Annotated in this window: 24 protein-coding genes; 11 read left to right on the top strand and 13 right to left on the bottom strand. The window is 70.4% G+C overall.

Annotated features, from left to right (window positions below):
- Positions 1-91: 91 nt before the first annotated feature.
- From GWK25_RS39005 to GWK25_RS38990, 4 genes are all read right to left on the bottom strand, one after another.
- Entirely contained in the window at positions 92-4,405 is a 4,314-nt protein-coding gene (locus tag GWK25_RS39005; RefSeq protein WP_215456227.1) for a LamG-like jellyroll fold domain-containing protein, read from the bottom strand.
- A 313-nt stretch (positions 4,406-4,718) separates the two neighbouring features.
- Positions 4,719-5,498, bottom strand: a complete 780-nt coding sequence (locus GWK25_RS39000) for an enoyl-CoA hydratase/isomerase family protein (protein WP_215456226.1) — start codon at positions 5,496-5,498, stop codon at positions 4,719-4,721.
- Positions 5,495-5,911, bottom strand: a complete 417-nt coding sequence (locus GWK25_RS38995) for a Zn-ribbon domain-containing OB-fold protein (RefSeq protein ID WP_215456225.1) — start codon at positions 5,909-5,911, stop codon at positions 5,495-5,497. The genes GWK25_RS39000 and GWK25_RS38995 overlap by 4 nt, the downstream gene beginning before the upstream one ends.
- A 27-nt stretch (positions 5,912-5,938) precedes the next feature.
- Entirely contained in the window at positions 5,939-7,087 is a 1,149-nt protein-coding gene (locus GWK25_RS38990) for a lipid-transfer protein (RefSeq protein ID WP_215456224.1), read from the bottom strand.
- 191 nt (positions 7,088-7,278) lie between these two features.
- Between GWK25_RS38990 and GWK25_RS38985 the strand changes: the two genes are divergently transcribed.
- The 3 genes from GWK25_RS38985 to GWK25_RS38975 all read left to right on the top strand — a co-directional run bounded on the left by GWK25_RS38985 (position 7,279) and on the right by GWK25_RS38975 (position 9,621).
- Positions 7,279-8,946: a fatty acid--CoA ligase family protein gene (locus tag GWK25_RS38985; protein WP_251830676.1), complete on the top strand. Its 1,668-nt coding sequence runs from the start codon at positions 7,279-7,281 to the stop codon at positions 8,944-8,946.
- Between the two features lie 88 nt (positions 8,947-9,034).
- A complete protein-coding gene (locus GWK25_RS38980) occupies positions 9,035-9,253 on the top strand; it encodes a hypothetical protein (RefSeq protein WP_215456223.1) in 219 nt (72 codons plus the stop codon).
- Entirely contained in the window at positions 9,250-9,621 is a 372-nt protein-coding gene (locus GWK25_RS38975; RefSeq protein ID WP_215456222.1) for a fic family toxin-antitoxin system, toxin component, read from the top strand. Before GWK25_RS38980 ends, GWK25_RS38975 begins: the two co-directional genes overlap by 4 nt.
- Before the next feature lie 74 nt (positions 9,622-9,695).
- Here GWK25_RS38975 and GWK25_RS38970 read toward each other — a convergent pair whose 3' ends face one another.
- Positions 9,696-9,941 carry a hypothetical protein gene (locus tag GWK25_RS38970; protein WP_251829232.1) on the bottom strand — a complete coding sequence of 82 codons (246 nt, stop codon included), beginning with the start codon at positions 9,939-9,941 and terminating at the stop codon, positions 9,696-9,698.
- Positions 9,942-10,145: 204 nt separating this feature from the next.
- On the bottom strand, positions 10,146-13,178 hold the full coding sequence (locus GWK25_RS38965) for a BTAD domain-containing putative transcriptional regulator (protein ID WP_215456221.1): 3,033 nt from the start codon (positions 13,176-13,178) through the stop codon (positions 10,146-10,148).
- Positions 13,179-13,419: 241 nt separating this feature from the next.
- On the opposite strand from GWK25_RS38965, the gene GWK25_RS38960 reads away from it, so the two are divergent.
- Together GWK25_RS38960 and GWK25_RS38955 are read left to right on the top strand one after the other, a co-directional pair.
- Positions 13,420-14,703, top strand: a complete 1,284-nt coding sequence (locus tag GWK25_RS38960; RefSeq protein ID WP_215456220.1) for an amidohydrolase family protein — start codon at positions 13,420-13,422, stop codon at positions 14,701-14,703.
- A 50-nt stretch (positions 14,704-14,753) separates the two neighbouring features.
- Positions 14,754-15,680 carry an LLM class F420-dependent oxidoreductase gene (locus GWK25_RS38955; protein WP_215457894.1) on the top strand — a complete coding sequence of 309 codons (927 nt, stop codon included), beginning with the start codon at positions 14,754-14,756 and terminating at the stop codon, positions 15,678-15,680.
- A 411-nt stretch (positions 15,681-16,091) separates the two neighbouring features.
- Here GWK25_RS38955 and GWK25_RS38950 read toward each other — a convergent pair whose 3' ends face one another.
- Positions 16,092-16,349: a hypothetical protein gene (locus GWK25_RS38950; protein ID WP_374200671.1), complete on the bottom strand. Its 258-nt coding sequence runs from the start codon at positions 16,347-16,349 to the stop codon at positions 16,092-16,094.
- A gap of 254 nt (positions 16,350-16,603) precedes the next feature.
- Between GWK25_RS38950 and GWK25_RS38945 the strand changes: the two genes are divergently transcribed.
- On the top strand, positions 16,604-16,864 hold the full coding sequence (locus GWK25_RS38945; RefSeq protein WP_215456218.1) for a GntR family transcriptional regulator: 261 nt from the start codon (positions 16,604-16,606) through the stop codon (positions 16,862-16,864).
- A 39-nt stretch (positions 16,865-16,903) separates the two neighbouring features.
- On the opposite strand, the gene GWK25_RS38940 is transcribed toward GWK25_RS38945, so the two are convergent.
- From GWK25_RS38940 to GWK25_RS38930, 3 genes are read right to left on the bottom strand one after another with little or no spacing between them, the layout of a single operon-like run.
- On the bottom strand, positions 16,904-17,755 hold the full coding sequence (locus tag GWK25_RS38940) for a helix-turn-helix transcriptional regulator (RefSeq protein WP_215456217.1): 852 nt from the start codon (positions 17,753-17,755) through the stop codon (positions 16,904-16,906).
- Between the two features lie 23 nt (positions 17,756-17,778).
- On the bottom strand, positions 17,779-18,306 hold the full coding sequence (locus tag GWK25_RS38935; RefSeq protein WP_215456216.1) for a DUF6879 family protein: 528 nt from the start codon (positions 18,304-18,306) through the stop codon (positions 17,779-17,781).
- Positions 18,278-18,538 (bottom strand): hypothetical protein, encoded by a 261-nt coding sequence (locus GWK25_RS38930; RefSeq protein ID WP_215456215.1) that lies wholly within the window; start codon positions 18,536-18,538, stop codon positions 18,278-18,280. Before GWK25_RS38930 ends, GWK25_RS38935 begins: the two co-directional genes overlap by 29 nt.
- A gap of 224 nt (positions 18,539-18,762) precedes the next feature.
- Between GWK25_RS38930 and GWK25_RS44085 the strand changes: the two genes are divergently transcribed.
- Genes GWK25_RS44085 through tgmC form a run of 3 tightly spaced genes read left to right on the top strand, consistent with a single transcriptional unit; the run spans position 18,763 to position 21,607 of the window.
- Complete coding sequence (locus GWK25_RS44085) at positions 18,763-19,428, top strand: DUF6415 family natural product biosynthesis protein (RefSeq protein ID WP_251829231.1); 666 nt, start codon at positions 18,763-18,765, stop codon at positions 19,426-19,428.
- Positions 19,428-20,414, top strand: coding sequence for an ATP-grasp ribosomal peptide maturase (gene tgmB, locus GWK25_RS38920; RefSeq protein WP_215456214.1), 987 nt, complete (start codon positions 19,428-19,430; stop codon positions 20,412-20,414). The genes GWK25_RS44085 and tgmB overlap by 1 nt, the downstream gene beginning before the upstream one ends.
- Positions 20,411-21,607 carry an ATP-grasp peptide maturase system methyltransferase gene (gene tgmC, locus GWK25_RS38915; RefSeq protein WP_215456213.1) on the top strand — a complete coding sequence of 399 codons (1,197 nt, stop codon included), beginning with the start codon at positions 20,411-20,413 and terminating at the stop codon, positions 21,605-21,607. The genes tgmB and tgmC overlap by 4 nt, the downstream gene beginning before the upstream one ends.
- Positions 21,608-21,651: 44 nt before the next feature.
- On the opposite strand, the gene GWK25_RS38910 is transcribed toward tgmC, so the two are convergent.
- Entirely contained in the window at positions 21,652-22,395 is a 744-nt protein-coding gene (locus GWK25_RS38910; protein ID WP_215456212.1) for a hypothetical protein, read from the bottom strand.
- 554 nt (positions 22,396-22,949) lie between these two features.
- Here GWK25_RS38910 and GWK25_RS38905 point away from each other — a divergent pair.
- Complete coding sequence (locus GWK25_RS38905; protein WP_374200670.1) at positions 22,950-23,513, top strand: LuxR C-terminal-related transcriptional regulator; 564 nt, start codon at positions 22,950-22,952, stop codon at positions 23,511-23,513.
- A 117-nt stretch (positions 23,514-23,630) separates the two neighbouring features.
- Here GWK25_RS38905 and GWK25_RS38900 read toward each other — a convergent pair whose 3' ends face one another.
- Both GWK25_RS38900 and GWK25_RS38895 read right to left on the bottom strand, forming a co-directional pair.
- Positions 23,631-24,422, bottom strand: a complete 792-nt coding sequence (locus tag GWK25_RS38900; RefSeq protein ID WP_215456211.1) for a hypothetical protein — start codon at positions 24,420-24,422, stop codon at positions 23,631-23,633.
- 121 nt (positions 24,423-24,543) lie between these two features.
- Positions 24,544-25,284: a hypothetical protein gene (locus GWK25_RS38895; RefSeq protein ID WP_215456210.1), complete on the bottom strand. Its 741-nt coding sequence runs from the start codon at positions 25,282-25,284 to the stop codon at positions 24,544-24,546.
- Between the two features lie 195 nt (positions 25,285-25,479).
- Here GWK25_RS38895 and GWK25_RS38890 point away from each other — a divergent pair, with 195 nt between their 5' ends.
- Positions 25,480-26,232 (top strand): SDR family NAD(P)-dependent oxidoreductase, encoded by a 753-nt coding sequence (locus tag GWK25_RS38890; RefSeq protein ID WP_215456209.1) that lies wholly within the window; start codon positions 25,480-25,482, stop codon positions 26,230-26,232.
- Positions 26,233-26,280 lie beyond the last annotated feature (48 nt).

Genomic DNA, 26,280 nt, shown 5'->3' with positions numbered 1-26,280 from the left:
GGGGAGCCGCGCACGGCGGAGTGAGGCACACCGGGCCGGGCCGGGGCCGGGCCGCGTCAGGCGGTCGGTCCCGGCCCCCTGGCCGAACCGGTCACCCGCCGCTGGGAACGGCGGTCTCCACGCCCGGCATGCCGACGGCGAGGTGGTCGATCTGGGTCTCGGTCAGCGCACCCTGGAAGACCCAGACGTCGGAGAGCGAACCGGGGAAGTACTGGCTGGACGTCGTGCCCGCAGTGTCCCGGCCGAGCTGCAGCGTCTTCGACGCCTTGTACGTCAGCACGTCGTCGGCCCACGAGACGACGTCGGCACAGCCCGTGTCGTCCTGCACCCCGTCCTCGTCGGCGTCGGCGCAGGCGGTCTCCTGGAGCTCGCCGTTGACGTAGAGGCGGACCTCCTTGGAGAAGCCGTCGTAGACCAGGGCCAGGTGGTTCCAGTCGGTGGGGCTGTAGAACATGCCGTTGCCGACGTCGGAGAACGCGGCGGTGTCGCTGTCGGAGTCGGCCGTGGCGATCCGCCAGCGGCCCGGATCGGTGTCCGGGGTGGCGCTGGGTTCGTAACGCACCGCGAACGCGCTCTTCTTGGCTCCCGGAGCGCTGACGACGGTGACCGGACCGGTCGGTGTCGCGGCCGCCTGGACATAGGCGCTGACGGTGAAGCTGGCACCGGTGTCGACCGGCACCACGGGGGCTGCCGCGTAGTCGTTGGTGCCGTCGAGGGTGACCGCGCCGTCGACCCAGCCCGAGCCCGTCTGAGCGCCGTTGTAGAGGGTCATGGCGTTGGCCGAGGAGGAGGCGTCCGGCGAGGTCAGCGGGGTGCCGGCGGCCGTCTCGAACTTCCAGCGGCCCTTGACCACCGCGCGCTGCTTGAACAGCTGCTGCACCTCACCGGCGGACACCGGACGGTCGAAGAGCCGTACGTCGTCGATCTGACCGGGGAAGAACGAGGTGGGAGTGCGCTCGAACGCGCTGGCACCGATCTGCACCGCGCCCCCGGCGTACCAGGTGGTGGTCGTGGCGGTGGTGTCGGCCAGGGTCCCGTTGACGTACAGCGACAGCTTGTCGGCCACGGTGTCCTGCACACCGACGAGGTGCGTCCACTCACCGCCGTACGCCGTGGTGCCCTCGGGCTGCATGGCCCGCACCACCGTGGAGTCGCCGGTGTCGGCGCTGTGCTGGTTGAACACCCAGCGGTCGTAGGCGCTGGAGTAGTAGAGCTCCGGACCCGTCACCGTGGTGCCGATCTGCGAGGCGACCGTGGCGGCGTGGTTCGGCTTGGTCTTCGGCAGCTTCACCCAGGCCGAGACGGCGTAGCTGTACGAGGTGTTGATGTGCGGGCCGGTCGTGACGGCGTAGTCGTCGGTTCCGTCCAGCGTCAGGGCGTTGCCGTCCACCCCTGCCGTGCCGGTGGTGGCCCCGCCCTTGAGGACAGCGGGGTTCACGTCGGCTCGGCCGCTCAGCGCGGTGGCGTCGGCGGCGTCGTCCATGAGGAAGGCCGCGCGGGCCGGACGTCCGGCGCCGATCGAGTTCGCCGTGTAGAGGGTCGACACCTCGGCCGCCGACAGCGGCTTCTCGTAGGTCCTCACCTCGTCGATGGCGCCGGGGAAGGGCGCTGTCGGCGTGCCGTTGAGGAAGCTGCCGCCGATCACCATGCCGCGCCGCGCGTTCCAGCCCGTGCTGTAGGCGGTGGTGCCGGCCAGCGTGCCGTTGACGAACAGCTTCAGCTGCTTCTCACCGGCGGCGTACATGCCGACCAGATGCGTCCACTCACCGACCTTGACCCCGCCGGCGGCGGCCTGCATGGCCCGGACGGGCGTGCCGCTGGTGCTGTCGGCGCTGTACTGGTTGAACACCCAGCGGTCGTACCCCTTGGAGTAGTACAGCTCGAAACCGGGCGCGTTGTTGCCCCGTTGGGAGGCGACGACCGCCGCGTCAGCCGGCATCGCGGACAGCTTCACCCAGGCCGACACCGTGAAGCTGACGTCGGTGTTGATGGTGACGATGTCGGTGGTGGCGTAGTCGTCGACGCCGTCGAACTGCACCGCCTTGCCGATCTTGCCCTCCACGCCCGGTGTCGGGCCGCCGTGCAGGGTCGCGGTCTGCTCGGGTGCGCCGCCCGCCGCCTGGGTGGCGCCGGACGCCTCGTCCATCGACCAGTTGGCGCGTTCGAGTTGCCCGGCCTTGACGCGGAACTGGTAGGTGCGGATCTCGGAGCCGTTGCCCGCGGTGTCGAAGGAGCGTGCGGTGAAGGTGTTCAGGCCCGGCTTGAGCGGCAGCACCGGCACCGTCCTGGCCGCGCCCGCCGAGGTGGTGACCGTGTTGGCGGAGACCGGGTCGCCGTTGATGCCGTACCAGTACTTCGTGACGTCGGAGACGGCCCCGGTGACCACGAAGTTGCCGTACTGGCCCACTCCGTCGTACCAGGGGTCCTCGGGGTCCTCCGGGTCGGAGGCCGGGTAGATGGCGGAGGAGATCGTCGGGGCCTTCGGCACACTCGTGTCGTACACGAAGTAGCAGGAGGTCGCGTCACCCGTGTACGACCAGGGCGAGGACTGGGCCCCGTCGTAAGAACGGACGTACCAGTTGATCGTCTTGTTCTTGGGGAAGGTGGACGGCAGGGTGATCGTGAAGTCCGAGCCGGACTTCTTCGCCCCCGTCAGCCCCGACCTCCAGCGGGTCACCGAGCCCTTGCCGTCACCGGTGTCCCAGCTCGCCGCGAACTCGACCTTGACGGTGTCGCCGTCGGGGTCGGTGATGTTGTTGGCGTAGATCTTGCCCAGGGTGCGCACACGCGCGGCGCTCTCGGGCTTCTTGCATGAACCGCCGTACTCCATGACCAGCTGCGACATCTTCACCTGCGGCGGCGGCCGGTTGTACTGCACGCGCAGGAAGGCGTCGTCCGAGAACCGCTTCCAGCCGTAGGCGTCGGACTCGCTCCCCGCCCTCAGGCCGAAGGTCATCGTCGACCACTTCTTGTCCGCCGCCTGCTGGATCGCGGACTTCACGTCGAACTCGGCGTCCTTCGCGGCACAGCCGGTGAACCCGTAGGCGAAGGACGCCGTCCTGAGGTGGTCGATCCAGAAGCCGGACGCGTTCTGGGAGTTCCAGGTCGTCGACGAGGAGATGTCCTTGGTACGCCACAGCTCCACACTCCGGTCGGAGCAGGACGCCGACCAGGTGTTGCGGACCACGAACTCCGCCTGGAGCACGGTCCGGCCCGCGAACTTCGAGGTCGGGATGCGGTAGAAGAGCCGCTTGGTGTCGTGCGGGGCGCAGTAGGCCCAGTTGCAGTACCCGAGGCCCGCGTCCGACTCGCCGTTGAACCTCCACTGCGGCGACGACGCCCAGTACTTGGACGCCATCGTCCACGCGGTGGCCTTCGGGGAGTGCCACTGGGGGTCGATGAACACCGGGTACACCGTGTCCTTGCCCCGGAGCACGTCCGTGTCGGGCGTCAGCACCAGCGCGTCCTGCGTGGTGGGGACGTCCACTCCGACGGGGGCCATGTTCGCGGACTCACCGGCGACGGCCTCGGGAGGGTCCCCGCCGTCGTTGGCGGCAGCGGTGACGGCGGTCGTGCCGGCGTTCGTGGTGGTAGCGGTCGCGGGGCGCGGACCGGAGACTGCCGACACCTTCGAGGGGCCTCCGGCGGTGGACCGCGCCGACGACTGCTTCGCGGACTGTTCCGTGGCGTCGGGTGCCTGGTCGCTGGAGTCCCACATCACCGGGCGGGGGGCCACGAAGACCGCGCTCCCGGCGCCCTCGTCGATCGCCGCCAGGCCGCCCTCGTCGGTCTCCTCGACCCGCATGCCGTCGGCGTCCAGCTTCAGACGGAGCTCGTCCAGCTCCGCACTCTCGGCGGCCTCCGCCGACTTGACCACCAGGAGCTGGGTGAAGCCGTCCTGCTGCGCCGTCATCCGCAGATCCACGTCGGGCAGCACGTCCGGGTAGGTGACGGTGTTCCCGCTCAGCTCCGGGGCGGGCAGCTTCTCCGGCCAGGACAAGGCCAGTTCGCGGCCGTTCTTCGTCATCCGCACCAGCGGATCCGAACCGCCGCCCGAGAACGTCAGCCCGACGGTTGTCGCCTTGGGCGCGACCGCCCCGTCGTCGCCGCGCGAGAGCGTGGTGTCGATGTCCCGCCACTCGCCGTCCACCCGCGTCCGCACCGGACGCAGATGTTCCCGGGCCTCCAAGCGGCCCTGCGGAGTGGCGAACACCTCGCTGCTCTCACCGCGCAGCGAGGTGATCTCCACCAGTTTGCCCGTGCGCTTGGCCTTGGCCAGCGCCCTGGTGTCCTCGCCCGCTCCGTCTTCCCCGGAGCCGTCGGCCGTCCCGCCCGCTTCGGCGGCCCCGGCGGCCTTGGCGGCGTCGACGGCCGAGGTTCCGGCGGTCCCGCCGGCCACTGCCATGGCGCCATCAGAAGTACCCGCCACCAGCGCCATCGCCGCGGCGAGTACCGCGCCGGCTGCGCGCAGCCGACGTCTTCCCCCGTACGTATTCATATGTTGGTCCCCCGCCGAACGGCGTTGAGCTATGCCTGGAAATGTGCGATCAGGTGTCGGTCGCACACACGATCAGGCCGCAACATACGAGTATCTCCGGTCTCTTAACCAGAGACTCACATGGGACAAAAACTCATGCTTCTCCGCAATCAAGTGAAGTGCGTGTGTGAATCACTTCACGTTTGGTCCGCGAATTGCCCCTGATTGAGAGTGTCTCTCCTCATCGCATCCGGAATCCGTCCCGCCGCCGCGCGGTGTACAACTCGGCCTGCCGGTCCCCCGGTTGGTTGCCGAGTGAAATCAGGTGGGGGGCAAGCGCGAGAGCGTGCGACCGCGTCGCCTCCCGTGCCGCCCAGCAGGCCCGTACCGTGCCCTCGACCGCCTCCGGCGGGCACCCGGCGACGATCTCCGCGCACCGCAGGGCCGCCGCGACCGCCTCGCCGGGCTCCGTCACCTCCGACACCAGCCCCACCTCGTGCGCGCGCTTGGCCGACATCCGCTCGGCGGTGCCCAGCAGGGCCATGCGCGCGGCTTCCCCGTACGGCATGCGCTGGGCCATCAGGATCGACTCGAAGGCGCTGACCATGCCGTAGGTGGTGTGGGGGTCGAAGAAGGTGGCGGCGGGGTCGGCGACGAGGAACTCCGACTCGCCCAGCAGATAGAAGGCTCCGCCGCAGGCCATGCCGTTGACGGCGGCGATCAGGGGTTTCCAGCAGTCGTTGGACTTCGGGCCGATCTTGAGGAGCGGATCCTCGATCGTGTAGGGGGAGTTCGGCTGCGGGACGGCGCTCGCCGCGTCCCGGTCGAGGCCCGTGCAGAAGGCGCGCTCGCCCGCGCCGGTCACGACGACCGCCCGTACCGTTTCGTCGAACCTCAACTCCTGCCAGAAGAAGGCAAGTTGTTCCGCCATCGGCAGGTCGATCGCGTTCAGGCGGTCCGGGCGGTCCAGGGTCAGGAGGGCCACGCCCGTGGCCTTGTCCGTCGTCGTGCGCAGGGTCACGGCCGCTCCAGTACCCATTGGGGGAGGCCGGTGGACGTGAACACCACCTGCACCCTGGCCCCGATCCGGATCCGCTCGGCCGGTACCGAGTCCAGGCGGGCGCCCGGCCCGCTCACCAGGTTGCCGACGAGACGGATGCGCGGGGCGTCGGCCAGTTCGACCAGGACGACGTGGTACGGGGCCTGCTCCGCGTAGTCGGGGAGGAGGGGCGGGTGCGGGCGGACGTACGACCAGACGCGGCCCCGGCCCGAGACCCGGCGCCACTGGGTCGCGAAGGAGCGGCAGTGCGGGCAGCAGGGGCGGGGCGGGAAGCGGAACTCGCCGCAGTCGGCGCAGGCCTGGATCCGTAGTTCGCCCTGCGCGGCGTAGCCCCAGAAGGGGGCGCCGTCGTCGTCCACCACTGGTGTGAGCATCACAACTCCCGTCGGCCGATGACTTGTTCAGTTGCGGAGCAGGAGCGCCGAGGTCGGTACCCCCTCGCCCGCCGTCACCAGACAGGTCGCCGCGTCCGGGACCTGGGCGGTGCTCGTGCCGCGCAGTTGCCGTACGCCCTCGGTGATCAGGTTGAAGCCGTGCACATAGGCCTCGCTGAGACCGCCCCCGGAGGTGTTGAGGGGGAGCCGGCCGCCCGTCTCCAGGGCGCCGCCCTCGGTGAACGCGCCGCCCTCGCCGCGCGCGCAGAAGCCGTACCCCTCCAGCGACAGGGGGATCAGGGCGGTGAACGCGTCGTAGATCTGGGCGACGTCGATGTCGTCCGGGGTGAGGTCCGCGTGCTTCCACAGATGCCGCGCGGCGGTCCAGGCGGGACCGGTCAGCGGGTCGTCGTTCCAGTAGTTGACCATGCCGTGGTGCTGGGCGGGCAGGCCCTGGGCGGCGGAGTGGACGTAGACGGGGGTGCGGCGGCAGTCGCGGGCGCGCTCGGCGGAGACCACCACGCAGGCCAGCGCGCCGTCCGTCTCCAGGCAGTTGTCGAAGAGGCACAGGGGTTCGCTGATCCAGCGGGAGTTCATGTACATCTCGCGCGTGAGCGGGCGCTCGTACATGATCGCGGCCGGGTTCTGGTTGGCGCGGTTGCGGCAGGCCAGGGCGACGTTGAAGAGGTGGTCGCGCGTGGTGCCGTACTCGTGCATGTGGCGGCGGGCCAGCATGGCTATCTCGTCGGCGGGGCGGAGCAGGCCGTAGGGGCGGGTCCACTGCGCCGGGGTGGGCAGTTGGACCGTGGTGTTCTTCCACGGGCGCGGGCCGGAGCCGCGTTTGCGGGAGCGCCAGGCGACGCCGACCGTGGCCTGGCCGGTGGCGATCGCGGCAGCGAGGTGCGCGACCGTGGCGCACGAACCGCCGCCGCCGTAGCCGACCTTGCTGAAGAAGGTGAGGTCGCCGAGGCCCAGCGCCTTCGCCACCTCGACCTCGTCCGTCTCCTCCATGGTGTACGAGGCGAGCGCGTCGACCTCGTCCGGGGCGATCCCCGCGTCGTCGAGCGCGGCGAGTATCGCCCGGCACGCCAACGCCCTTTCCGTTTCGGGGAGTCGTTTGGCGAAGGGGGTCTGGCCGATGCCGACGATCGCCGTCGCGTCCTTGAGCACGGCCATGGGCGCACCTCCGCACAGGGGGCTGTTCGGCTGCTGACAGTCCGTCAGGGTACAGCTAATCTGACGGGTAGTCAGCTACGGCGCTTACGGGTGATCGGCTGATGTCAGGGGGGCCCAGGGGGACTTCTGGTGCACCCCCGGGCTCTTGAACACCTGGTTCTCGGGTACGGAGGCCTGCGGTGAGCGGTGACATGGAGGCACGGCGCGGTGAGGCACGGCGCGGTGATCTGGAATGGGGGACCGTCCCGGGGCTGGTCCGCGCGGCGGCCCGGCGGTTCGCCGGGGTCGAGGCCGTCGTCGACGGGCGTACGCGGGTGTCGTACGCGGAGCTGGCCGCCCGGGTGGAGCGCGCGGCGGCCGCGTGCGTCGCGAACGGCGTGCGCGCCGGCGACCGGGTCGCTCTCTGGGCGCCGAACTCCCTGGACTGGATCGTCTCCGCGCTCGGCGCGGTCTCGGCGGGCGCGGTCCTCGTCCCGCTGAACACCCGCTTCAAGGGCGGCGAGGCGGCGGACGTGCTGGCGCGCAGCCGGGCGAAGCTGCTGTTCGTCACCGGGACGTTCCTCGGCACCTCGTACGTGGCCTCGCTCCGGCGCGCGGCGGGAGCGGACGGGGGGCGCCTGCGGGTACCGGGCGCCGGGAGCGTGTGCGAGCGGCCGGGCCCGCTGCCCGGACTCCCGCACCTGGAACAGGTGGTGGTGCTCTCGGACGACGCCCCCGCCGACTTCCGCACCTGGAAGGACTTCCTCGCGAGCGGCGACGGAGTGAGCGCGGCGGAGGTACGGGCGCGGTCGGACGGCCTGACGGGGGAGTCCCCCTCCGACATCATCTTCACGTCCGGGACGACCGGCCGCCCCAAGGGCGCGGTGATCACCCACGCGCAGACCCTGCGGGCGTACGAGGTGTGGAGCGAACTGGCCGGGCTCCGGGAGGGCGACCGCTATCTCATCGTGAACCCGTTCTTCCACACCTTCGGCTACAAGGCCGGGGTGATCGCCTGCCTCATGCGGGGCGCCACGATGATCCCCCAGCCGGTCTTCAACGTGGAGACGGCGATGGCCAACGTGGCCGCCGAGCGGGTCTCGGTGCTGCCCGGCCCGCCGACCCTCCACCAGTCCCTGCTGGACCACCCCGCCCGCGACGACTACGACCTGAGCGCCCTGCGTCTGGTGGTGACGGGCGCGGCGGTGGTGCCGCTCCGGCTCGTCGAACGGCTGCGGACCGAACTGCGCGTCGACACCGTGCTGACGGCGTACGGCCTCTCCGAGGCGTCCGGCATCGTCACGATGTGCCGGCGCGGCGACGAGCCGTCGGTGATCGCGTCGACGTCCGGGCGGGCGGTCCCCGGGGCGGAGGTGCGCGTGGTCGATCCGCTGGGCTCCCCGCTGCCGCCCGGTTCCCCCGGAGAGGTCCTCGTGCGCGGCTTCAACGTCATGCGCGGCTACTTCGAGGATCCCGCCGAGACCGCGCGCACGGTCACCGCCGACGGCTGGCTGCGCACCGGTGACATCGGCGTCCTGGACGAGGACGGCAACCTCCGGATCACCGACCGGGTCAAGGACATGTTCATCGTCGGCGGCTTCAACGCGTATCCCGCCGAGATCGAGCAACTCCTCGGCCTCCACCCCGACGTCGCGGACGTGGCCGTCGTCGGCGTCCCCGACGCCCGCCTCGGCGAGGTCGGCAAGGCGTTCGTCGTCCGCCGCCCGGGATCCCTGGTGACCGCCGACGACCTCATCGCGTGGTCCCGCCGGGAGATGGCCAACTACAAGGTGCCGAGAACGGTCACGTTCGTGGCCGAACTGCCGCGCAACGCGAGCGGGAAGGTGGTGAAGGGGGAGTTACGGGGGAAGGTGGGCTGACGGCGCTCCTTCCTGAGCGGGTCCGAGGCCGAGATGTGCCTGGTATCACCGGATAGCACCGCCTGGTATCTGGTGATACCGTCCTGGTATGGCCAAGACGCAGATCAACATCCGCATGGACGACGACACCGCCGAGATGGCGCGACAGGCGGCGGCCACGCGGCGGATACCGGTCAACGAGTATGTCGAGCAGCTCATCCGGAACGACAACGAGCAGGTGCGCGCCGTCTTCATGGCTGCCGCGCAGGAGGTGCTCGACGAGTACGGCGATCTCCTCGACGAGATCGAGGGGGAGTCAGGTAGGTGAACGTCGACATCGACCTCGCGTGGATCCTGGAGGTCGCTCAGCGGGCGGGCCAGGGCGACCCCGCCATCGACGACTACGGAGTGGCGGTCGCCGCCGTGGAACGGCATCGGGCGGTGCTCGTCGGTCAGGACGTGTACCAGGGTGTGTACGCCAAGGCGGCGGCCCTCGCCCACTCCCTCGGCCGCATGAGGTGGCTGGAGCGCTCGAACCTCCGGGTGGCGGTCGCGGTCGCCCACGCGTATCTGATCGCCTCCGGAGCCCCGGCCAAGCTGGATCAGCGGCGCGTTTCCGCGCTGGCGACCGAGCTGAGAAAGGAGAGCTGTACTGCCGCAAGCGTGGCCGAGGTTCTCCGGTCGTGGGCGGTCTAGACACACCTCGGCCGCGGTGGCTCCCCCTCCGCGCCACCGCGGCCGATCCCCGTGGATACGGAAGTCCGGTGTGCCTACTTGCCGCCGTCGAGGTCGAGGGCGGGCGGGGCGGGCATCGCGTTGTCCAGCGTGCGGATGTCCCCGGCCTTGGCGGGACCGCCGGGCATCGCGTTGTCGAGCGTGGTGATGCCCTCGTTCTCCGCCGGCGGCGTGGGCATGGCGTTGTCCTGGGGCGTGGCGCCGGTCTTGCCCTTGGTCGGCGGCGTGGGCATCGCGTTGTCCTGGGGCGTGGCCTCCGGGGCCGTCTTCTTGTCGCTCATGTCGTGGTTCCTCCGCTGTGATGGCGAGTCAGCAAGGCCCGCCCGGTAGCTCCCCCGAGGGCTGCCGGACGGGCCGTTCGGAGCCGCACCTTAGCGGTTGAGCCCCAGGTCAGACCGCCTGCCCCCCGACGCGACGGTGTGACGGGTACGACAGTGCCGGACCGCGATAAACGAATGCTGAACGCCCACGTCGGCCCGCGCCGCTCACGCCGCCCGGGGGGTCGCGAGGAGCGTGCGGACCTCGTCCGCCTCGATCGCGCCGCCGGTCTGCTCGTACAGCTCCAGCGCGTCGTGCCAGCAGGCCTTGGCACGGTCGGCCTGGCCCAGGGTGAAGAGCGCGCGGCCCAGGAGGGTCAGTACGTTGCCGCGCATGCGGTCACCGCCGATGACTCCCAGGGCGAGGGCCTGTTCGGCGTGCCGGGCCGCCTGTGCGGGGCGCAGCGCGGCCAGATGGGCCTCGGCGATGCGGAAGTTGGTCACGCCCTCCCAGAGCCGCTGCCGGTGGTCGATGAAGATGCCGAGCGCGTCGGAGAACTGGTTGAGCGCCTCGGCGTGCCGCCCCGCCCGGGTCAGCGCGATCCCCAGGGTGAAGTGGCCGTTGGCCAGGCGCATCGTCCGGCCGATCTCCAGCTGGGCCGCGAGACCCTGCTCGGCGATCTCGACCGCCTTGGTGATGTTGCCCATGCCCAGGTGGGCGCGGGAGAGGTTGCACAGGCTGAGCGCGACACCGGGGCGGTTGCCCGCCGTGCGGTAGCCCTCGATGGCCTGCTCCAGAAACGTCTTCCCGTCCGCGTACCGGCCCTGGTGCAGCGAGATGATCCCCCGGTCGTTCGACACCCAGCTGATCGTCCGGTCGTCCCGGGCCGAGGCAGCCAGTCCCATGGCGAGCCCGGCCTGCTCCTCGGCCTGCTGGATGCGCCCGGACACCAGCAGCACGTTGGTCAGCATCATCCGCGCCCGCCCCTCAGCCCGCGCGTCCCCCGCCGTCCGCGCCGCGTCGCACATCGCGCGCGCCGTCGTCTCGTACTGGTGGGAGTTGGCGCCCGACTCGGTGAGGTCCTTGGCGGCCCAGAGCAGGTCGACCGCGCGGCGCAGCCGGTCCGTGCCGGCGGACTGGCGTACGCAGGCCAGGAGGCAGGACGCCTCGGTGTACAGCCAGTCCAGCGCGGCGGACCCCTCGGTGAAACGCAGGCCCGGGTAGACGGTGGGCTCCAGGTGGTCCACGAGGCGGTCGCCGGGGCGTTCGATCGCGTAGACCTGGGAGGCCGTGGCGAGATAGAAGTCCAGCAGCCGCGACATCGCCGCCCCCCTCTCGCCCGGCGGCTGTTCGTCGCGTTCCGCGCATGCACGCGCGTAGAGCCGGACGAGGTCGTGGAAGCGGTAGCGGCCGGGCGCGGCGGATTCGAGGAGGGACGTGTCGACGAGGATCTCCAGGAGGTCCTCGGTCTCCTCCGGCGGCAGGTCCAGTACGGCGGCCGCGGCCGCCAGCGAGATGTCCGGGCCGTCGGCGAGGCCGAGGAGCCGGAAGGCGCGGGCCTGGGCGGGCTCCAGCTGGCCGTAGCCCAACTCGAACGTGGCCTTCACCGCGAGGTCCCCGGCCTGCAGTTCGTCCAGACGGCGGCGCTCGTCGGCGAGTTTGGCGGCGAGCACGGAGACGGTCCAGGTCCTGCGCGCCGCCAGCCGGGACGCGGCGATGCGGATGGCGAGCGGGAGGAAGCCGCAGGCGGCCACGACGTCGAGGGCGGCGGTGCGCTCCGCCGCGACGCGCTCCTCGCCGACGATCTTCGTGAAGAGCCGCAGGGCCTCGTCGGGGGACATCACGTCCAGGTCGACGAGATGGGCGCCGGCCAGGTCCACCATGCGCACCCGCGCCGTCACGAGGGCCGCGCAGCCGGCCGTCCCCGGCAGCAGGGGCCGTACCTGCGCGGCGTCGCGCGCGTTGTCGAGCAGGACCAGCACCCGGCGGCCGTCGAGGACCGACCGGTACAGCGCGGCTCGCTCCGCCAGGGAGTCGGGGATCGCCGAGTCGGCCGTGCCGAGGGCGCGCAGGAAGGAGCCGAGGACCGTCTCCGGCTCGGCGGGGCGGGCGCCGGCGCCCTGGAGGTCGACGTACAACTGGCCGTCGGGGAAGGCCGATCTGGCCTGGTGGGCCACGTGCACCGCGAGGGTCGTCTTGCCGACGCCGCCGATGCCGGCCAGCGCGGACACGGCCATCACCTGGCCCTGGGCGCCGGAGGCCGCCGCCAGGACCGCGCTCAGGTCGTCGACGAGACCGGCACGGCCGGTGAAGTCCGGCACGGTGGCAGGTAGTTGGGCGGGCCGTACCGGGGTCGCGGCGGGCTCGGGATCCGATGCCGCGGAGGGGGCCGCGAGGCGGGGGTCCGCCAGCAGGATGCGCTGCTGCAACTCCCGCAGGCCGGGCCGCGGGTCCACGCCGAGTTCGTCCGCGAGCAGCCGGCGGGTGTCCGCGTACACGGCGAGGGCCTCGGCCTGGCGTCCGCTGCGGTACAGCGCCAGCATCAGCAGTTCGCGCAGTCGCTCGCGCAACGGGTGCGCGGCGGTGAGGGCGGTCAGCTCGGAGACCGCCTCCGCGTGGCAGCCCTGCTCCAGGTCCATGTCCAGGCGGGACTCCACCAGTTGGAGCCGCCATTCGTCGAGCCGGGCCCGCTGGGTCTCCGCGTACGGGCCCGGAACGCTCGCCAGCACCTCGCCGTCCCACAGCCCGAGTGCCTCGTTCAGCAGGCGGCGGGCCTCGCACAGGTCCCCGGCGTTCTTGGCCTTCTCGGCGTCGCTCGCCAGTTCCTGGGCGACGGCGAGGTCCAGGGCGCCGGGGGGCAGCGCGCGGACCGCGTAGCCACCGGACTCGCTGACCAGGACGCCGGGGGAGAGCACCTTGCGCAGCCGGGAGGCGTACGTCCGTACGGCGGCCAGTGCCTGGGAGGGCGGCTCGTCGCCCCACAGCGCGTCGATCAGCTCGCTCGCGGTGGCGGTACGGCCCTCGCGAAGCAACAGGGCGGCGAGCAAGGCGCGTTGCTGGGGCGAACCGGTGGCGAGGGATTCGGCGCCGCGCCAGGCCCGCACGGGCCCGAGCACGCTGAAGCGCAGCTCGGCCGGGTCCTCGGGGGCCGGCTTCGCGGTCTCGGCGTCCACAGCGGTCCTTTGCTCCGGCACTCGCGGCCCACCGACCTCCGCCACTCGCGGCCCCCCGTCCTCCGGCACTCTCGGTCCACCGCCCATCGACAGCCCCCTCAGGCCTACCTGACAACCAGGCCAGTTTGCCTTGTTCATGGCGGATCCGTCAGCCGTGGGAGAGGTCGATCACAGGGAGCCGCGCGGGATGTCACCAGGTCTGCACAGTCTCTCCTCCTCTCCTCGGGTTCGAGCCCCGATCCCCGCCGCCGCGGCCGGAGCCGTACCACCGGCGGTGCCGCCGACGACATTGCTGACGGACCGTCAGATCAGCGCTACCGTGACGGACATGGACACCTTGGAGACGAGCGCCATGGATCCCGACAGCCCCACTCCCGCCCCGGCCCCCTTCCCGAAGATCATCTCCGTCGACGACCACACGGTGGAGCCCCCGAACGTCTGGCAGGACCGGCTCCCCAAGAAGTACCTGGACACGGGCCCCCGGGTGGTCCGCGCGCCGCTGAAGGAGATGACGTTCCTCGGCGGCCGGTTCAAGCCCGTGATGGGCGCCCCGGGCGACGACGGCCCCATCGGCGACTGGTGGGTCTACGAGGACCTGCACCGTCCGCTGACCCGCCTCGACACCGCCGTCGGCTACTCCAGGGACGAGATCAAACTGGAGATCATCACGTACGAGCAGATGCGCCCCGGCTCGTACGACGTCTCGCAGCGCCTCGCCGACATGGACGTCAACCACGTCCAGTCGGCCCTCTGCTTCCCGACCTTCCCGCGCTTCTGCGGCCAGACCTTCACCGAGGCCGCGGACCGCGAACTGGGGCTGCTCGGCGTCCGCGCGTACAACGACTGGATGGTGGAGGAGTGGTGCGGCCCCGAGGCGCGGGGCCGGCTCATCCCGCTCACCCTCATCCCGCTCTGGGACGCGGAGCTGGCGGCGGCGGAGGTCCGCAGGAACGCGGCGCGCGGGGTCCGGGCGGTGGCCTTCTCCGAGATACCCCCGCACCTGGGCCTCCCCTCCGTCCACACCGACGACTGGGACCCCTTCCTCGCGGCCTGCGACGAGACCGGCACGGTCGTGGCGATGCACATAGGCTCGTCCAGCCGGATGCCGTCCACCTCGGCGGACGCGCCACCGGCCGTCGGCTCGACGATCACCTTCGCCAACTGCTGCTTCTCCATGGTCGACTGGCTGATGAGCGGCAAGTTCGAGCGCTTCCCGAACCTGAAGGTCATGTACGCCGAGGGCCAGATCGGCTGGATCCCGTACATCCTGGAGCGCGCGGACGTCGTCTGGGAGGAGAACCGGGGCTGGGGCGGCGTCGCGGACAAGGTCCACCGTCCGCCGTCGGAACTGTTCGCCGACCACGTCTACGGCTGCTTCTTCGACGACGCGTTCGGGCTCCGCAACCTGGACGCGATCGGGGTCGGCAACGTCCTCTACGAGACCGACTACCCCCACTCCGACTCCACCTGGCCCGAGTCCCGCCAGGTGGGCGAGGCCCAGATGGGCCACCTGGCCCCGGACGTGGTGGACCGGATCGTGCGCCGGAACGCGATCGAGCTGCTGGGGCTGACGGAGGACGGGTTGTGGGCGGGGCCGGGGGGCGCTCGGTGAGCGGGGCGGATCGCCCGTCGGCGGGGGCGGGGGACGGGTTCCGCTACGGGATGCAACTCCCCGTCCAGTCACAGAGCACCCTCTATGCCGAGCCTTGGGAGGCGGGCGCCGGCCCGCATGACCTGGCCGAGATCGCGCGGGCCGCCGACCGGGCCGGGTTCGCGTACGTCGCCGTCTGCGACCACGTGGCCATCCCGCGCCGGCTCGCTTCCGCGATGAGCACGGTCTGGTACGACCCGGTCGCCACGCTCGCCTACCTGGCCGGAGTCACCGAACGGGTCCGGCTGCTCAGCCATGTCGCGGTCGTCGGCCTGCGCCACCCGCTGGTGACGGCGAAGCAGTACGCCACCCTCGACCACCTCTCCGGCGGCCGGCTGATCCTGGGCGTGGGCGCGGGGCACGTGCGGGAGGAGTTCGAGGCGCTGGGGGCGGACTTCGACCGGCGGGGCGCGGTGCTGGACGAGTGCGTGGACGCGCTGCGAGCCGCCCTCGGCCCGGACGAGTTCCCCTCCCACCACGGCAAGCTGTACGACTTCGAGGACCTGGGCCAACGCCCGCGCCCCGCCCAGTCCCGGGTGCCCCTCTGGGTGGGCGGCTCGTCCCCCGCGGCCGTCCGCCGCGCCGCCGTCCGCGGCGACGGCTGGCTCCCCCAGGGCGACCCGCGCGACCGCCTCCCGGCCCAGATCGCCCGCCTGCGACGGCTGCGGGAGGAGGCGGGGGCCACCGGGCCGTTCGTGGTCGGCGCGATCACAGAACCGCTGTACGTCGGCGATCCGAGCTGGGACGTGGGACGCCGGACCCTCACCGGGAGCCCGGAGACGCTGGCCGAGTCCCTGCGCGCGTACCGGGCGATGGGGGTGGACCAGATCCAGGTGCGGTTCCGAAGCCGCGACGTGGGTGAACTCACGGATCAGATAGGAGCGTTCGGGGCTGAGGTGGGGCCGTTGCTCCAAGGGGGCCCGGCGAGGTCTGCGTGAGAACCTCGTGAGGCCCGCGGATGGTGCCCGGTTGCGGCGAGGCCCGGCGAATCCTTGCCCGTGGCAGCACGCGCGCAGGTGGCCCGGGTCGTCACGGTCTGATCGTGGAATCCGAGGGCGCCGCCTGCCCCAAGCCGCCGACGCAGCGGAGGACAGGCGGCCAGCTGTGTCGGGGCTCACGGCAGCTTCGGAAGGTGCCCGGATCGGCAGCCGGCGCAGCTGCAAGGTGGCCAGTCGAGCGACTCCCGGACACGTTCGGGGGCGTGGGCCCTCAGGACCGTGAGCTGCCGTACGGAGTCGACGCGCTCACTGTCGGAGTCGACGCGGTAGACGCGGATGGTCAACCGGGAGGCCCCGTTCTCCGGGTACCGCCCGGCCTTCACCGCGCCGCCTCGCGCGTCACCGGCGGCCTCAACACGCCACCACCTGCTCGGCGCCGACGACATGACGGTCGAGATCGATGCCGAAGTCGGCGGCGAGGACCAGCGCGAGCCGCCGCCGTGACTGCCGCGCCTGCTCCCGCTCGACGGCGACGAGGTAGGGGCGGACGAGGGGGGAGGCGGCGCCGTCGAGGGGGGTGTTCGTGTCCCGGCTGTACGGAGAACGCGGGGTCGGGAGTGGTGCTGCGGCTGCCGGGGATGCTTCGGGCGCGTGCCCGGGGTCTGGCATGGAGTGGCGGGTGCCAGCCCGCCTCCTGCCGGTGCCCGGGGCGAAGGTGCTCAGAACGCACCGCAACAGCGCGTGGATAATGCTCACTGTCGTCAGCTCCTGTGTAGCTGGTGGCCATGCCCCGGGAGGTCCCACAACCTCGCCGGGGTCTTGCGTTTCCGCAGGGTAGCGGGACTGTACTACCCCCGTCTACCCCCACCTAGCCTCTGGGGGAGCTATGGCAGGTCTACGCTCGCCGCCTACTGTCCTGGACCATGACCATTGACCGGGAAGGGCCCGTCCCGCCGTACCGTCAGATCGCCGAAAGCCTGCGTGCCCGCATCGAGGACGGGAGCATCCCGTCGGGCCGCCGGATCCCGAGTCTCGTCGAGCTGGAAGCCGAGTTCGGCGTGGCGCGTGACACCTTGCGCAAGGCTGTGAAGGTGCTCAAGGACGAGGGGCTGGTGGAGACGGTGACGGGCATGGGGGTGTACGTCGTGGACAGGCGGCCCAAAGGTTCGGCCGACAGTGGCTGACGCGCGTCCCGCGCGGCACCTGGCGGGCACCGACCCGCGTCAGTCCAGAGCCTCGATCGCCTTGAGGACGAGGGCGCGCGCCCTCGCCCCGTACACAGCCATGCCACGTAGTTGCTCGAACGCCTTCAGGTAGAGGGCGATCTCGTCGGGCTGGGTGACGTTGACCTGAGCCGACAGCAGTTCGACGGATACGAGCGTGTCGTCGTAGACGTGGAACAACTCCTGTGGCCACAAGACGCGTTCCCGCGTCGCGCTGGGAATGATGCCCAGGGAGACCGCGGGGAGGGCGCCGGCGGTGAGCAGGTGGCCGAGTTGCGCGGCCATCGCGTCGTCGTCGCCCAACTGGTAGGAGAGGACGCTCTCTTCGATCACCATGACGAATCGGCGTCCTCGTTGATGGATGACCTGCGAGCGTTCCAGCCGAGCCGTGGCGGCTTCCTCGGCGTCGTCGGGGACGCCGAGCAGACGGGCATTGGCGGACAGCAGGGCACGTGCGTAACCCTCGGTCTGCAGCAGTCCGGGCACCAGAGTGGGAGAGTAGATCCGGAACAGCTCCGTGGACTGATAGAGGTCTACATAGCTGTCCTGGAGTCGTTTCAGGCCCGCGCGTACCCGTCGTCGCCATTCGACGTACAGCGACTCGGCGTCACGCGACTGGGCAATGATGTCCGGGGCTTGCTCCTCGGCGTCGCAGGCCCGGCACCAGCGACGGATGTCGTCCGGTGTCGGAGGCGTACGCCCATTCTCGATGCGGGATGTCTTGGGGTGTGTCCAGCCACAACGCACGGCCAGCTCAGTACCGGTGATCCCCGCGTCAGCGCGCAGCTCCCGCAGGCGCTGTGCGACCCGTTCGCGCGCGGCCTGGGCCGAGGAGGACGGGGAGTTGGGCATGAGCCGACCGTGCACCTTCCGTACTAGCTGATCTTGTAGTCCTCGTGTGGTGTGGCGCGTGCCCACACCGCTTCGAAGGCGTCCGCACACAGTTTCACCGCGGCCGGATCTTCGCTGATCTCTCCTCCACCGGAGGCGCCGTCACCGGTGAAATGGTTCCACCGGACGACCCGGTCGTCGATCAACCAGAAGTCGTTGCCGGGGAGCGCGATGTCGGAGGCGTTTCGACGGGGCAACCACCGTACGCACTCACCCGCTGCCACGTTGACGGCAGTGCCCGCGTGTTCGTACCGGATGTAGTCGCTGACGGGTTCGGACACGATGCGGGCCCGGCGCACCACCACGCCTCGGGCCACTGTGCTCCGAATCAGTGTCACCCACGGTGCCCAATACGGCGATCCGGGGTCCGTGTCGCGTTCTCCGGCGCTCTTCCAGCGGGCGAAGTCCTCGGCTTCATCGGCGACTCCGTAGGCGTCGCGCATCTCCAGGTGGACTGCCGAGCGCTGAGCACTGCTCAGCAATTCATCGAAGCTGGGTACGTTCCGCGACATCGCAGGCCTTCCTCAGGATCGGCACCATGCGGGCTGGGACAAGGACAACCGCCTCGTGGTCGGGGATGCCCACAGCGTGCCCCGGCGCCTCGTAAGCCGCACATTGGGCTTCGAGTTCGGGTGTCGGCTTCCATCCCTGAATGACCAGATCATTGCTGCTCTCGTCGACCCAGACCGTAGGGCTCTGGCCCGTTCCCGTGTTGGGGTCGATGCCGATGAACCGTAGTGTCATCGCCGCCTCCGGCACTCATGTTGTGCGCTGATGTGCACAACTCTGAAGGCATCAAAGCGTCGCGGCAAGGGTGCACACCAGCTATGGCCATAACTGACAACCTGTCGTGAACATCTATGAACATCTCTCGCGGGAGTGCACACCAGGCTTCCAACGTCGGCAGAGACGACAAAGCCCCGGCGGGACACCCTCCAGGGCTGAGCCACGCTGCTGAGGAGCACCGAATGGCAGCCACACCGACCGTCCGTTCTTCGGCTTCGGTTGAGCGGGACCGTATCCCGCTCGACATCGAGACGATGCGGGCCACGGCACGCAGTCTGCTCGCCGAGGATGCCGAGCCGCCGAATACCGACGAGCTGGAGACGCTCACCCGCAAACTGCGCGGGCACATCATGGTCGCCGTCCCCGAGGTGGAGGCCGCGGCCGGACCGCTGCCCGAGGGTGACGTGCCCCGAGCGTGTGCCCTCGCCTGTGTCGGTGAGGCCCGGATGCGACTCGGCCTCGAACCCGGCCCCACACTCCCCGCCGGCATTGCCCACGCCCAGCGTCTCGCCCGCTCGGTGAACGCCCTGTGCGACCACCATGAGAACTTGGCCGACCACGCACCCGGCAGTGAGAAGGCCGCGGTGGAAGCGATCGACCAGCCTCTCCGGCCCTGGGGCCTTACCCGCATGGAGCCGTATCCGAAGCCGCACGCCGTCGCCACCGCGGTAGGCCTGGACCCGGTGTCACAGAGGGCCGTCTTCCATGACTCGCAGGGGCGGCCCGTGGAGATGGGCAAGCACGGCACCGGTTCCGGGACGGAGACCAGGACCCAGACCAGCCAGGGGGACGGATCCGGTCCCTCCAACACCGACGAGGGTCATGACCAGGACGCGGACCAGGACTGATGGCTGCCTCTGCGTATCCGCCGCGTCCCGTCGTCGTACTGACCGCCCTGGATGACGTGACGTCCGACCGCGTCATCACCGCATTGCACGACCGTGGTGTTCCGGTCGTACGGTTCGACCCCGGTTCGCCGGACGAGTTGACGTTCTCCGGGAGGGCGGGCGGCGGGTGGTCGTGGCACGGTCCGCTCGCCACTGCGACCCGCACGCTCGGTCTGGAGGACGCTCGGGCGGTGTACTACCGGAGACCGACGCCTTACGCCGTCCCGACCGACGATCCGGACGCCCAGGAGCGGGACTTCGCCGTGGCCCAGCTCCGGCACGGGCTGGGCGGCCTTCTCGCGGCACTTCCGGGATGCCTGTACGTCAATCACCCGCACCGGAACTCGGGGGCGGAGTTCAAGCCCCGCCAGATCACGGAGGCCGTGGCGGCAGGGCTGGACGTCCCCCCGACGCTGATCACCAACGATCCCGCAGCCGCCCGGTCCTTCGCCAAGGAGTACGGGCCGGTGGTCTACAAGCCGCTCAGGTCGACCACCTATCGCGAGGGCGGGGCGTTGCGGACGGTCTGGGTGCGTACGGTCGAAGCCGACGAGATCGGTGACGGCGTCGCCGCCTGCCCACATCTGTTTCAGCAGGCTGTCGCCAAGACTGCCGACGTGAGGGTGGCTGCCGTGGGCGAGCGGCTGTTCGCCACGCTGATCAGTACTGACGGCGATCACCTCGACTGGCGGTTCGATCACGATCTGATCAGCTGTACGCCGGTGGCGGCGGCAGACGTCCCTGCCGTGGTCCGCCGTGGCATCCGCGCCTACCTGAAGGCGTTCGGTCTGGTCTTCGGCGCGTTCGACTTCGCCCTGGAGGCGAGCGGGGCATGGCGCTTCCTGGAGTGCAATCCGAACGGGCAGTGGGCCTTCGTCGACCGAGAGACGACCGGGGTCATCGCCTCCGCTCTGGCCGACCTGCTGGAGAAAGGGCCCCCGTCATGACCGACAGCCCACTCAGGGACGAGCACCTCGCAGCCGAGCTGCGTCAGGCCTTGGCCGACCGGCTCGAACTGGGCGGGCATCTGAGGGCGGCGGCCTGGCGGTCCGCCGTCGAGGCCGTGCCCCGGCACGAGTTCGTGCGTGCGTACTTCCGGCGGTCCGACGGCCCGCGAGGCACGCTGTGGACGCCGGCCCTTCCAGACCGCGACGACATGCACGCCTTCCTGGAAGAGGTGTACGCCGATGACACGCTGGTGACCCAGCTCGACGGGCAGGTGCGACCGGAGGCCGTGGAGGGCCCCGTCGCGGGTGATCCGACGTCCTCGTCCACCCTGCCGAGCCTGGTCGTGCGCATGCTTCAGGACCTTGATCCGCAGGACGGCGACAGGGTGCTGGAGATCGGTACCGGCACCGGCTACTCGACCGCCCTGCTGTGCGAGCGCCTCGGGAGCGGGTGCGTGACCTCGGTCGAGCTCGACCCGGCTGTCGCCGCACATGCCAGGGCCGTGATCACGGCGATAGGCCACGAGCCGACGCTCGTCGACGGCGACGGACTTCTCGGCCACGCCGAAGGTGCCCCGTACGACGGGCTGATCGCCACGTGTTCCGTGCGCACGGTCCCCGAGGCCTGGCTCGAACAGGTGCGGCCCGGTGGCACGGTCGTCACGACTCTGTCCGGGTGGCTGTACGGCTCCGGCCTGGTGAGGCTGACCGTCGGCGAGGGCGGCACCGCGGAAGGGAGGTTCCTGCCGGGCACGGTGTCGTTCATGATCGCCCGTCCGCACGCCGCGCCCTCCCTGTCCGGTGTGGCGGATCTGGTGACCGGGGGCGCGTACGAGCGTCCGGCGCAGGTCGGGCCCGAGGTGCTGGCCGACTGGACCGGCCGGTTCGTCGGCCAACTCGCGGTACCGGACGCCCAGCACATCAGGATGAGTGTGGGTGGTGGACCGATGCTGGACCACGTGGTCGACCTGGCCACGAGGTCGTTCGCCACGGTCGCACCGGATGGTGGGGGTGGGTTCCGGGTGAGTCAGGGCGGCCCCGAGCGGTTGTGGGACGCCGTCGAGGAGTCGATCGGTGTGTGGTGGGACGCGGGAGCGCCGCCGCAGACCGAGTTCGGCCTGACCGTCACCCCGGCGCGTCAGCGTGTCTGGCTGGGCTCCCCCGAAGGACCCGCCTGGGACCTGCCCGGCTGAGCGCGAGGATCACGCTGCCGCTGCCGCTGCCGCTGCCGCTGCCGCTACCGCCGCGGCCGCATCAGGCGAAGGTCCCCGCCCCACCCGTCCAGCACCGCCCCGTGCCCGGCGGCCCGGGCCACGGCCTCGACCCGGGCGAAGAGGTCGCGCTGTGTGGCCACGTCGCCTGTCGCCGCGATGCGGGAAACGGTGTCGAGGAGGTGGCCGGTGTCCCAGGCGGGGAGCGGGAAGCGGCACAGCTCCCAGTGCAGGTACTTGTTGTACGGGCGGGGGCGGCGGTCCAGCGCGAAGAGGAACTCCAACAGGAAGCGGACGCTGTCGGCGGCGTCCAGGCGGGCCGCCAGCGCTTGGCCGTCACGGGCGTTCTTGACCGAGCGGTAGAGGGAGTTGGCATAGGCGTCGAGGTGCGCGGCCGCCTCCTGGTGGGCCTCGTCGGCGTCGAGCCGGGCCTTGGTGGACAGGATGCGGGCGATCTCCCCGTCCAGCCGGTCGAGCACGACCCGGCCTCGGGCCAGGGCGTACCGCTCGAACCCGGGCATCCCTGCGGCGCGGAATTCGTCGAGGGTGAGGATCACGAGGTCGAGTTCGGGCGTGCGGTGCCCCGCGTACCGGGTGAGCCCGGTCGTCGCGCCCTCCGCGAGGACGACGTACAGGTCGTGGTCGGAGTGTTCTGTGGTCATGCCCTCGTGGGCCCGGGAGCCCTTGAGGACGAGGCCGACGACGGCGGGATCGGCGGTGGCGGTCTCCACGAAGGCGTCGTAGGAGATGAGGGGTCGCTGAGCGGGCATGGCGTGATCTCCGGTGTGGCGGACGACGGGTAGGCCGAACCGGGCGGCCCCGGGACTCGTCAGGGTCGCCCGCACCCTCTGCGGTGGCACTCGGCCACCGCCCGGCGGATCAACGCACATCGGGACCCTACCGCCCCGCCCGGTCACCTCATGAGGCCCGTCCCGCACTCTCCTTGCGTGCGCGTACCTGAAATCCCGTGCCTTCTGGGGCAGTTCAGGACAGACAGGTTCCGGCCGCCGCCGTGGCCCGTGCGGTGAACCTGTCAGACAGGTTGCCGTTTCGTTCTTGAAACTTCGAACAACTGACGTCGGAGGCACGTATGTAGGGGAGTCATGGCTTCGGCGGAAGGACACGTGAGGTGCGATCTCCCCGGCACGTCAGAACGTCCCAGCACGCAGGCACCCCCGTTTCGGCTGTTCCCGCACAACCCTCCCGGGTCACGGAACGCCCACCCCGCTCGACGGCACCCTCGCCCCCCGGCCTGTCGGTCGCCCTGGCCTGCGAACCCGGCCGATGGCGGCACGAGGGCTGGCCGGGCCCCGACGACCGGTACGTGAGCAGCGCCCTGCTCGTCCCGCCGCCCTACGGTGCACTCCGCGAGACCGAGGCCGACGTCGTGGTCCTGCGCTGCGAGGACCCGTCGGTGTCCTTCCCGGTGCTGCTGGACGCCATGGGCTCGATGAGTGCCCCGGTGATCGTCGTCAGTCCCCGGCAGGACGCCGACACGGTGGTGGAGGTGTTCCGGGGCGGGGCCGGCTATCTGGTCGAGGGCGACTACTGCACCTGCATGCTGTCCTCCGCTGTCGTGGCCGCCACCGTGGGCCACACCTCCTTCTCGCCCGTGGCCTGCGCCGCCATCCGGGACGCGGCACGGCAGCTACCGCCGGAGCACGGGCGGGCGACGGAGCGGCTGCGTTCCCTGCTCTCGCCCCGCGAGCGCCAGATCATGGAGCTCCTCTCCACCGGCCTCGGTGCCCAGGAGATCGGGCTGCGGCTGACCCTGAGCGAGAAGACCGTCCGCAACAACCTCAGCAACATCTACGCCAAGCTGGATGCCCGGGGGAGGACGGAGGCGGTGCTGAGGTGGCTGGGAGCGGCTAGCGGGGTTCGCGTATGAGAAGACGCAATTGAGTGTCTGAGGGAACGTCCGAGGGAATACTTCGACGCTTTTCGTGGACTGCATGAAAAAATCCCCCGCGCAGGGCACGGGGGATTACTCGACTTTCTCCGGGTGCTATTGAACGGTGACGTCGGAGAGCGAAACCTCGACGTCGGTCACATTCTCGCCGCCCTGCTCGAATCCGGGTTCGGCACGCGCGCTGTTCCCACTGTTGAGGATTCCATCGGCCTGGGGCGTGCCGCACTTCACATTGCGCAGCCAGAGCCGGCCGTCCGGTGTTCCGCTGGGCAGGAGTTGCGGGTAGAAGACGTGGACGGCGGTGGAGTTCTCGCTGGGCGAGAAGAACACCGTCTGGCCGTCCTGGGCCTCCTTGTACGTGGCCTTGAGGAAACCGCTGACGTCGGTGCGCTTGTGGGACCACATGAAGAAGGCGATGTGGTCCGCCTTCACCGTGTCGGACCTGGAGAAGGTGAACGACGACGTGGTGTCGTCGCGCTTGATGTTGAATTCCTGCGTGGCGAACTTCACGCCGATCTCGAAGACGGAGCTCGCCAGCTTGGTGCTGCCGTCCGTGTTGAAGCCGTCCTCCAGCTGAATGACGCGGGTCACGGAGGCCGTGCCGCTGAAGGTCTTCGTCGCCGCGGTGCCGACTCCGCAGTTGTCGGTCACCGAGGTGACCCGCTCGTTGGGGCCGAGGCTGTCGCGCCTGACCTGGACGTCGACGAACTCGCAGTTCTCCAGCTTGTCCGAGTCCGTGCGGCAGTCGGTGGCCACCTCGTCGGGGGTGGCGGCTCCCGCGCTGTACATCAGCGGGACGGCCAGTCCGAGGGCGACGACCGGTGCCAGCGCGAGGGTGATGCGCTTTTTCTTGCTGCGGTGGTTGCCGCTGCGCCCGGTGCGTGTCATGGGATCTCCTGCGAGGGTGAGGGGGAAAGTGTTGATGGGAAGGGTTCTGCCGGAAGGGGGAGGTGATCCGGCGGGAGGTGGGACGGGGGGCGACCGAGAGGCTTGGGCCGTCGGGCTCGGGTCAGCAGTCCTCCAGGACGACCTTGGTGGTGCCGTCCGCGAGTCCGGGCGTGCCCGCGGCGCTCTCCAGGATGACCGGGCCCTCGACGACCTCCGGTGCCACGAAGTTCTTCTCGGGGGAGGGGTTCACGCCGAAGCTTCCGGGATCGGCGTCGAGGTGCACCCGCCATTCGCCGGTCATGCGCTGCATCTTCGGCGTGAAGGTGACGTGCATGATCTTGCCGACCGGGACTTCACGCACCTCCGACTCGCTGGCGGTGGCCGTCTTGACGGTCATGTCCAGCGTTCCCTTGTGCTTCACCCAGCCACCGCTCAGAGCCCCGAAGAGACCGCCGAGGGCGCCCTGCTGGGTCGCGGTGTACTTGCCCTGGCCCTGGCCCACCGCCTTCGAGAACTCGGTGGTCACCTTCGACGGTTCGGTGGCGTTCGGCTCGCAGTTCGGGAAGTCGACGGTGACCTTCTCCGTGGGGCCGTCGAAGGTCTCGAAGTTCGTCTCGACGAAATCACAGGTGTCGGATGCGAACCCGTCGCCGAGACCGCCTCCGAAATCGCTCGTCGACTGCTGCTTTCCGTTGAGTTTCGCCGTCCTTTCACACATCCCAATGATCTGGTCGACGGACGGCTCGTCGGCGGCGTTGGCCGACGGCAGCAGTACGGTGACGGTGGCCGCGCAGGTCGCAAGTGAGGCGCCGATCGCCAAGTATCGGACCTTCTTGTTCCTGAAGCGCCTCTTGGCTGCCATGACTGTCTCTCCTTGGGGGGTGCTTTACCTTCCGATGGAGGATTATTGGGGTGCCGTACAGCCGGTGGACAGAGTCAAATGTCCCTACTCTCCGGTCGCTTCTGATCGCATATGCAAGCTGTCGTTGCCTCTCTGACGCATCGTCAGATCTGGCGGTACCCTGACCTCGACCAACACACCGCGATGGGAGTCCCCATGGGCAAGCTCGACGGACGTGTCGTCCTCGTCACAGGTGCCGCGCGCGGCCAGGGCGAGCAGGAAGCGAGGCTCTTCCGGTCGGAGGGGGCCGAGGTGGTCGTCGCCGACGTCCTCGACGACCAGGGGGAGGCCCTCGCCAAGGAGATCGGCGCCCTCTACGTCCATCTGGACGTGAGCCGCGAGGACGACTGGACGGCCGCCGTGACCGCCGCGAAGGGGGCGTACGGGCGCGTCGACGGGCTGGTCAACAACGCCGGCGTGCTGCGCTTCAACTCCCTCGTCGACACCCCTCTCGACGAGTTCATGCAGGTGGTGCGGGTCAACCAGGTCGGCGTCTTCCTCGGCGTCAAGACGCTGGCCCCGGAGATCGAGGCGGCCGGCGGCGGCACGATCGTCAACACCGCCTCGTACACGGGGATGACGGGGATGGCGTACGTCGGCGCGTACGCGGCGACCAAGCACGCCATCGTCGGCCTCACCCGGGTCGCCGCCCTGGAGCTGGCCCGCAAGGGCATCCGGGTCAACGCGGTCTGCCCCGGCGCCGTCGACACCGCGATGACCGACCCCGGCGACGAGGTGTCCGCCGAGGCCGTCGACAAGCTCTACCGCAAGCGGATCCCGCTCGGCCGCATCGGCCGCCCCGAGGAGATCGCCCGCCTCGCCCTCTTCCTCTCCTGTGCGGACTCCTCCTACATCACCGGGCAGCCGTTCGTGATCGACGGCGGCTGGCTGGCCGGAGTGAGCCTCTGACCGTCGGGGCCCCGGAGGGCGCATCTGACGGTACGTCAGCTATTGACG

The organism is Streptomyces sp. ATCC 21386 (genome assembly GCF_018728545.1).
Taxonomy (GTDB): domain Bacteria; phylum Actinomycetota; class Actinomycetes; order Streptomycetales; family Streptomycetaceae; genus Streptomyces.
Note: the sequence above shows the minus strand (reverse complement) of the source record. Positions and strands in the feature narration are given on the sequence as shown.

What these genes read in the sequence shown, in the direction of transcription:
- GWK25_RS39005 (WP_215456227.1), bottom strand. Translation starts at nt 4,405, where the DNA reads ATGGCAGTGGCCGGCGGGACCGCCGGAACCTCGGCCGTCGACGCCGCC.
- GWK25_RS38995 (WP_215456225.1), bottom strand. Translation starts at nt 5,911, where the DNA reads ATGCTCACACCAGTGGTGGACGACGACGGCGCCCCCTTCTGGGGCTAC.
- GWK25_RS38990 (WP_215456224.1), bottom strand. Translation starts at nt 7,087, where the DNA reads ATGGCCGTGCTCAAGGACGCGACGGCGATCGTCGGCATCGGCCAGACC.
- GWK25_RS38985 (WP_251830676.1), top strand. Translation starts at nt 7,279, where the DNA reads ATGGAGGCACGGCGCGGTGAGGCACGGCGCGGTGATCTGGAATGGGGG.
- GWK25_RS38980 (WP_215456223.1), top strand. Translation starts at nt 9,035, where the DNA reads ATGGCCAAGACGCAGATCAACATCCGCATGGACGACGACACCGCCGAG.
- GWK25_RS38970 (WP_251829232.1), bottom strand. Translation starts at nt 9,941, where the DNA reads ATGAGCGACAAGAAGACGGCCCCGGAGGCCACGCCCCAGGACAACGCG.
- GWK25_RS38965 (WP_215456221.1), bottom strand. Translation starts at nt 13,178, where the DNA reads ATGGGCGGTGGACCGAGAGTGCCGGAGGACGGGGGGCCGCGAGTGGCG.
- GWK25_RS38960 (WP_215456220.1), top strand. Translation starts at nt 13,420, where the DNA reads ATGGACACCTTGGAGACGAGCGCCATGGATCCCGACAGCCCCACTCCC.
- GWK25_RS38955 (WP_215457894.1), top strand. Translation starts at nt 14,754, where the DNA reads ATGCAACTCCCCGTCCAGTCACAGAGCACCCTCTATGCCGAGCCTTGG.
- GWK25_RS38950 (WP_374200671.1), bottom strand. Translation starts at nt 16,349, where the DNA reads ATGCCAGACCCCGGGCACGCGCCCGAAGCATCCCCGGCAGCCGCAGCA.
- GWK25_RS38945 (WP_215456218.1), top strand. Translation starts at nt 16,604, where the DNA reads ATGACCATTGACCGGGAAGGGCCCGTCCCGCCGTACCGTCAGATCGCC.
- GWK25_RS38940 (WP_215456217.1), bottom strand. Translation starts at nt 17,755, where the DNA reads ATGCCCAACTCCCCGTCCTCCTCGGCCCAGGCCGCGCGCGAACGGGTC.
- GWK25_RS38935 (WP_215456216.1), bottom strand. Translation starts at nt 18,306, where the DNA reads ATGTCGCGGAACGTACCCAGCTTCGATGAATTGCTGAGCAGTGCTCAG.
- GWK25_RS38930 (WP_215456215.1), bottom strand. Translation starts at nt 18,538, where the DNA reads ATGACACTACGGTTCATCGGCATCGACCCCAACACGGGAACGGGCCAG.
- GWK25_RS44085 (WP_251829231.1), top strand. Translation starts at nt 18,763, where the DNA reads ATGGCAGCCACACCGACCGTCCGTTCTTCGGCTTCGGTTGAGCGGGAC.
- tgmB (WP_215456214.1), top strand. Translation starts at nt 19,428, where the DNA reads ATGGCTGCCTCTGCGTATCCGCCGCGTCCCGTCGTCGTACTGACCGCC.
- tgmC (WP_215456213.1), top strand. Translation starts at nt 20,411, where the DNA reads ATGACCGACAGCCCACTCAGGGACGAGCACCTCGCAGCCGAGCTGCGT.
- GWK25_RS38910 (WP_215456212.1), bottom strand. Translation starts at nt 22,395, where the DNA reads ATGCCCGCTCAGCGACCCCTCATCTCCTACGACGCCTTCGTGGAGACC.
- GWK25_RS38900 (WP_215456211.1), bottom strand. Translation starts at nt 24,422, where the DNA reads ATGACACGCACCGGGCGCAGCGGCAACCACCGCAGCAAGAAAAAGCGC.
- GWK25_RS38895 (WP_215456210.1), bottom strand. Translation starts at nt 25,284, where the DNA reads ATGGCAGCCAAGAGGCGCTTCAGGAACAAGAAGGTCCGATACTTGGCG.
- GWK25_RS38890 (WP_215456209.1), top strand. Translation starts at nt 25,480, where the DNA reads ATGGGCAAGCTCGACGGACGTGTCGTCCTCGTCACAGGTGCCGCGCGC.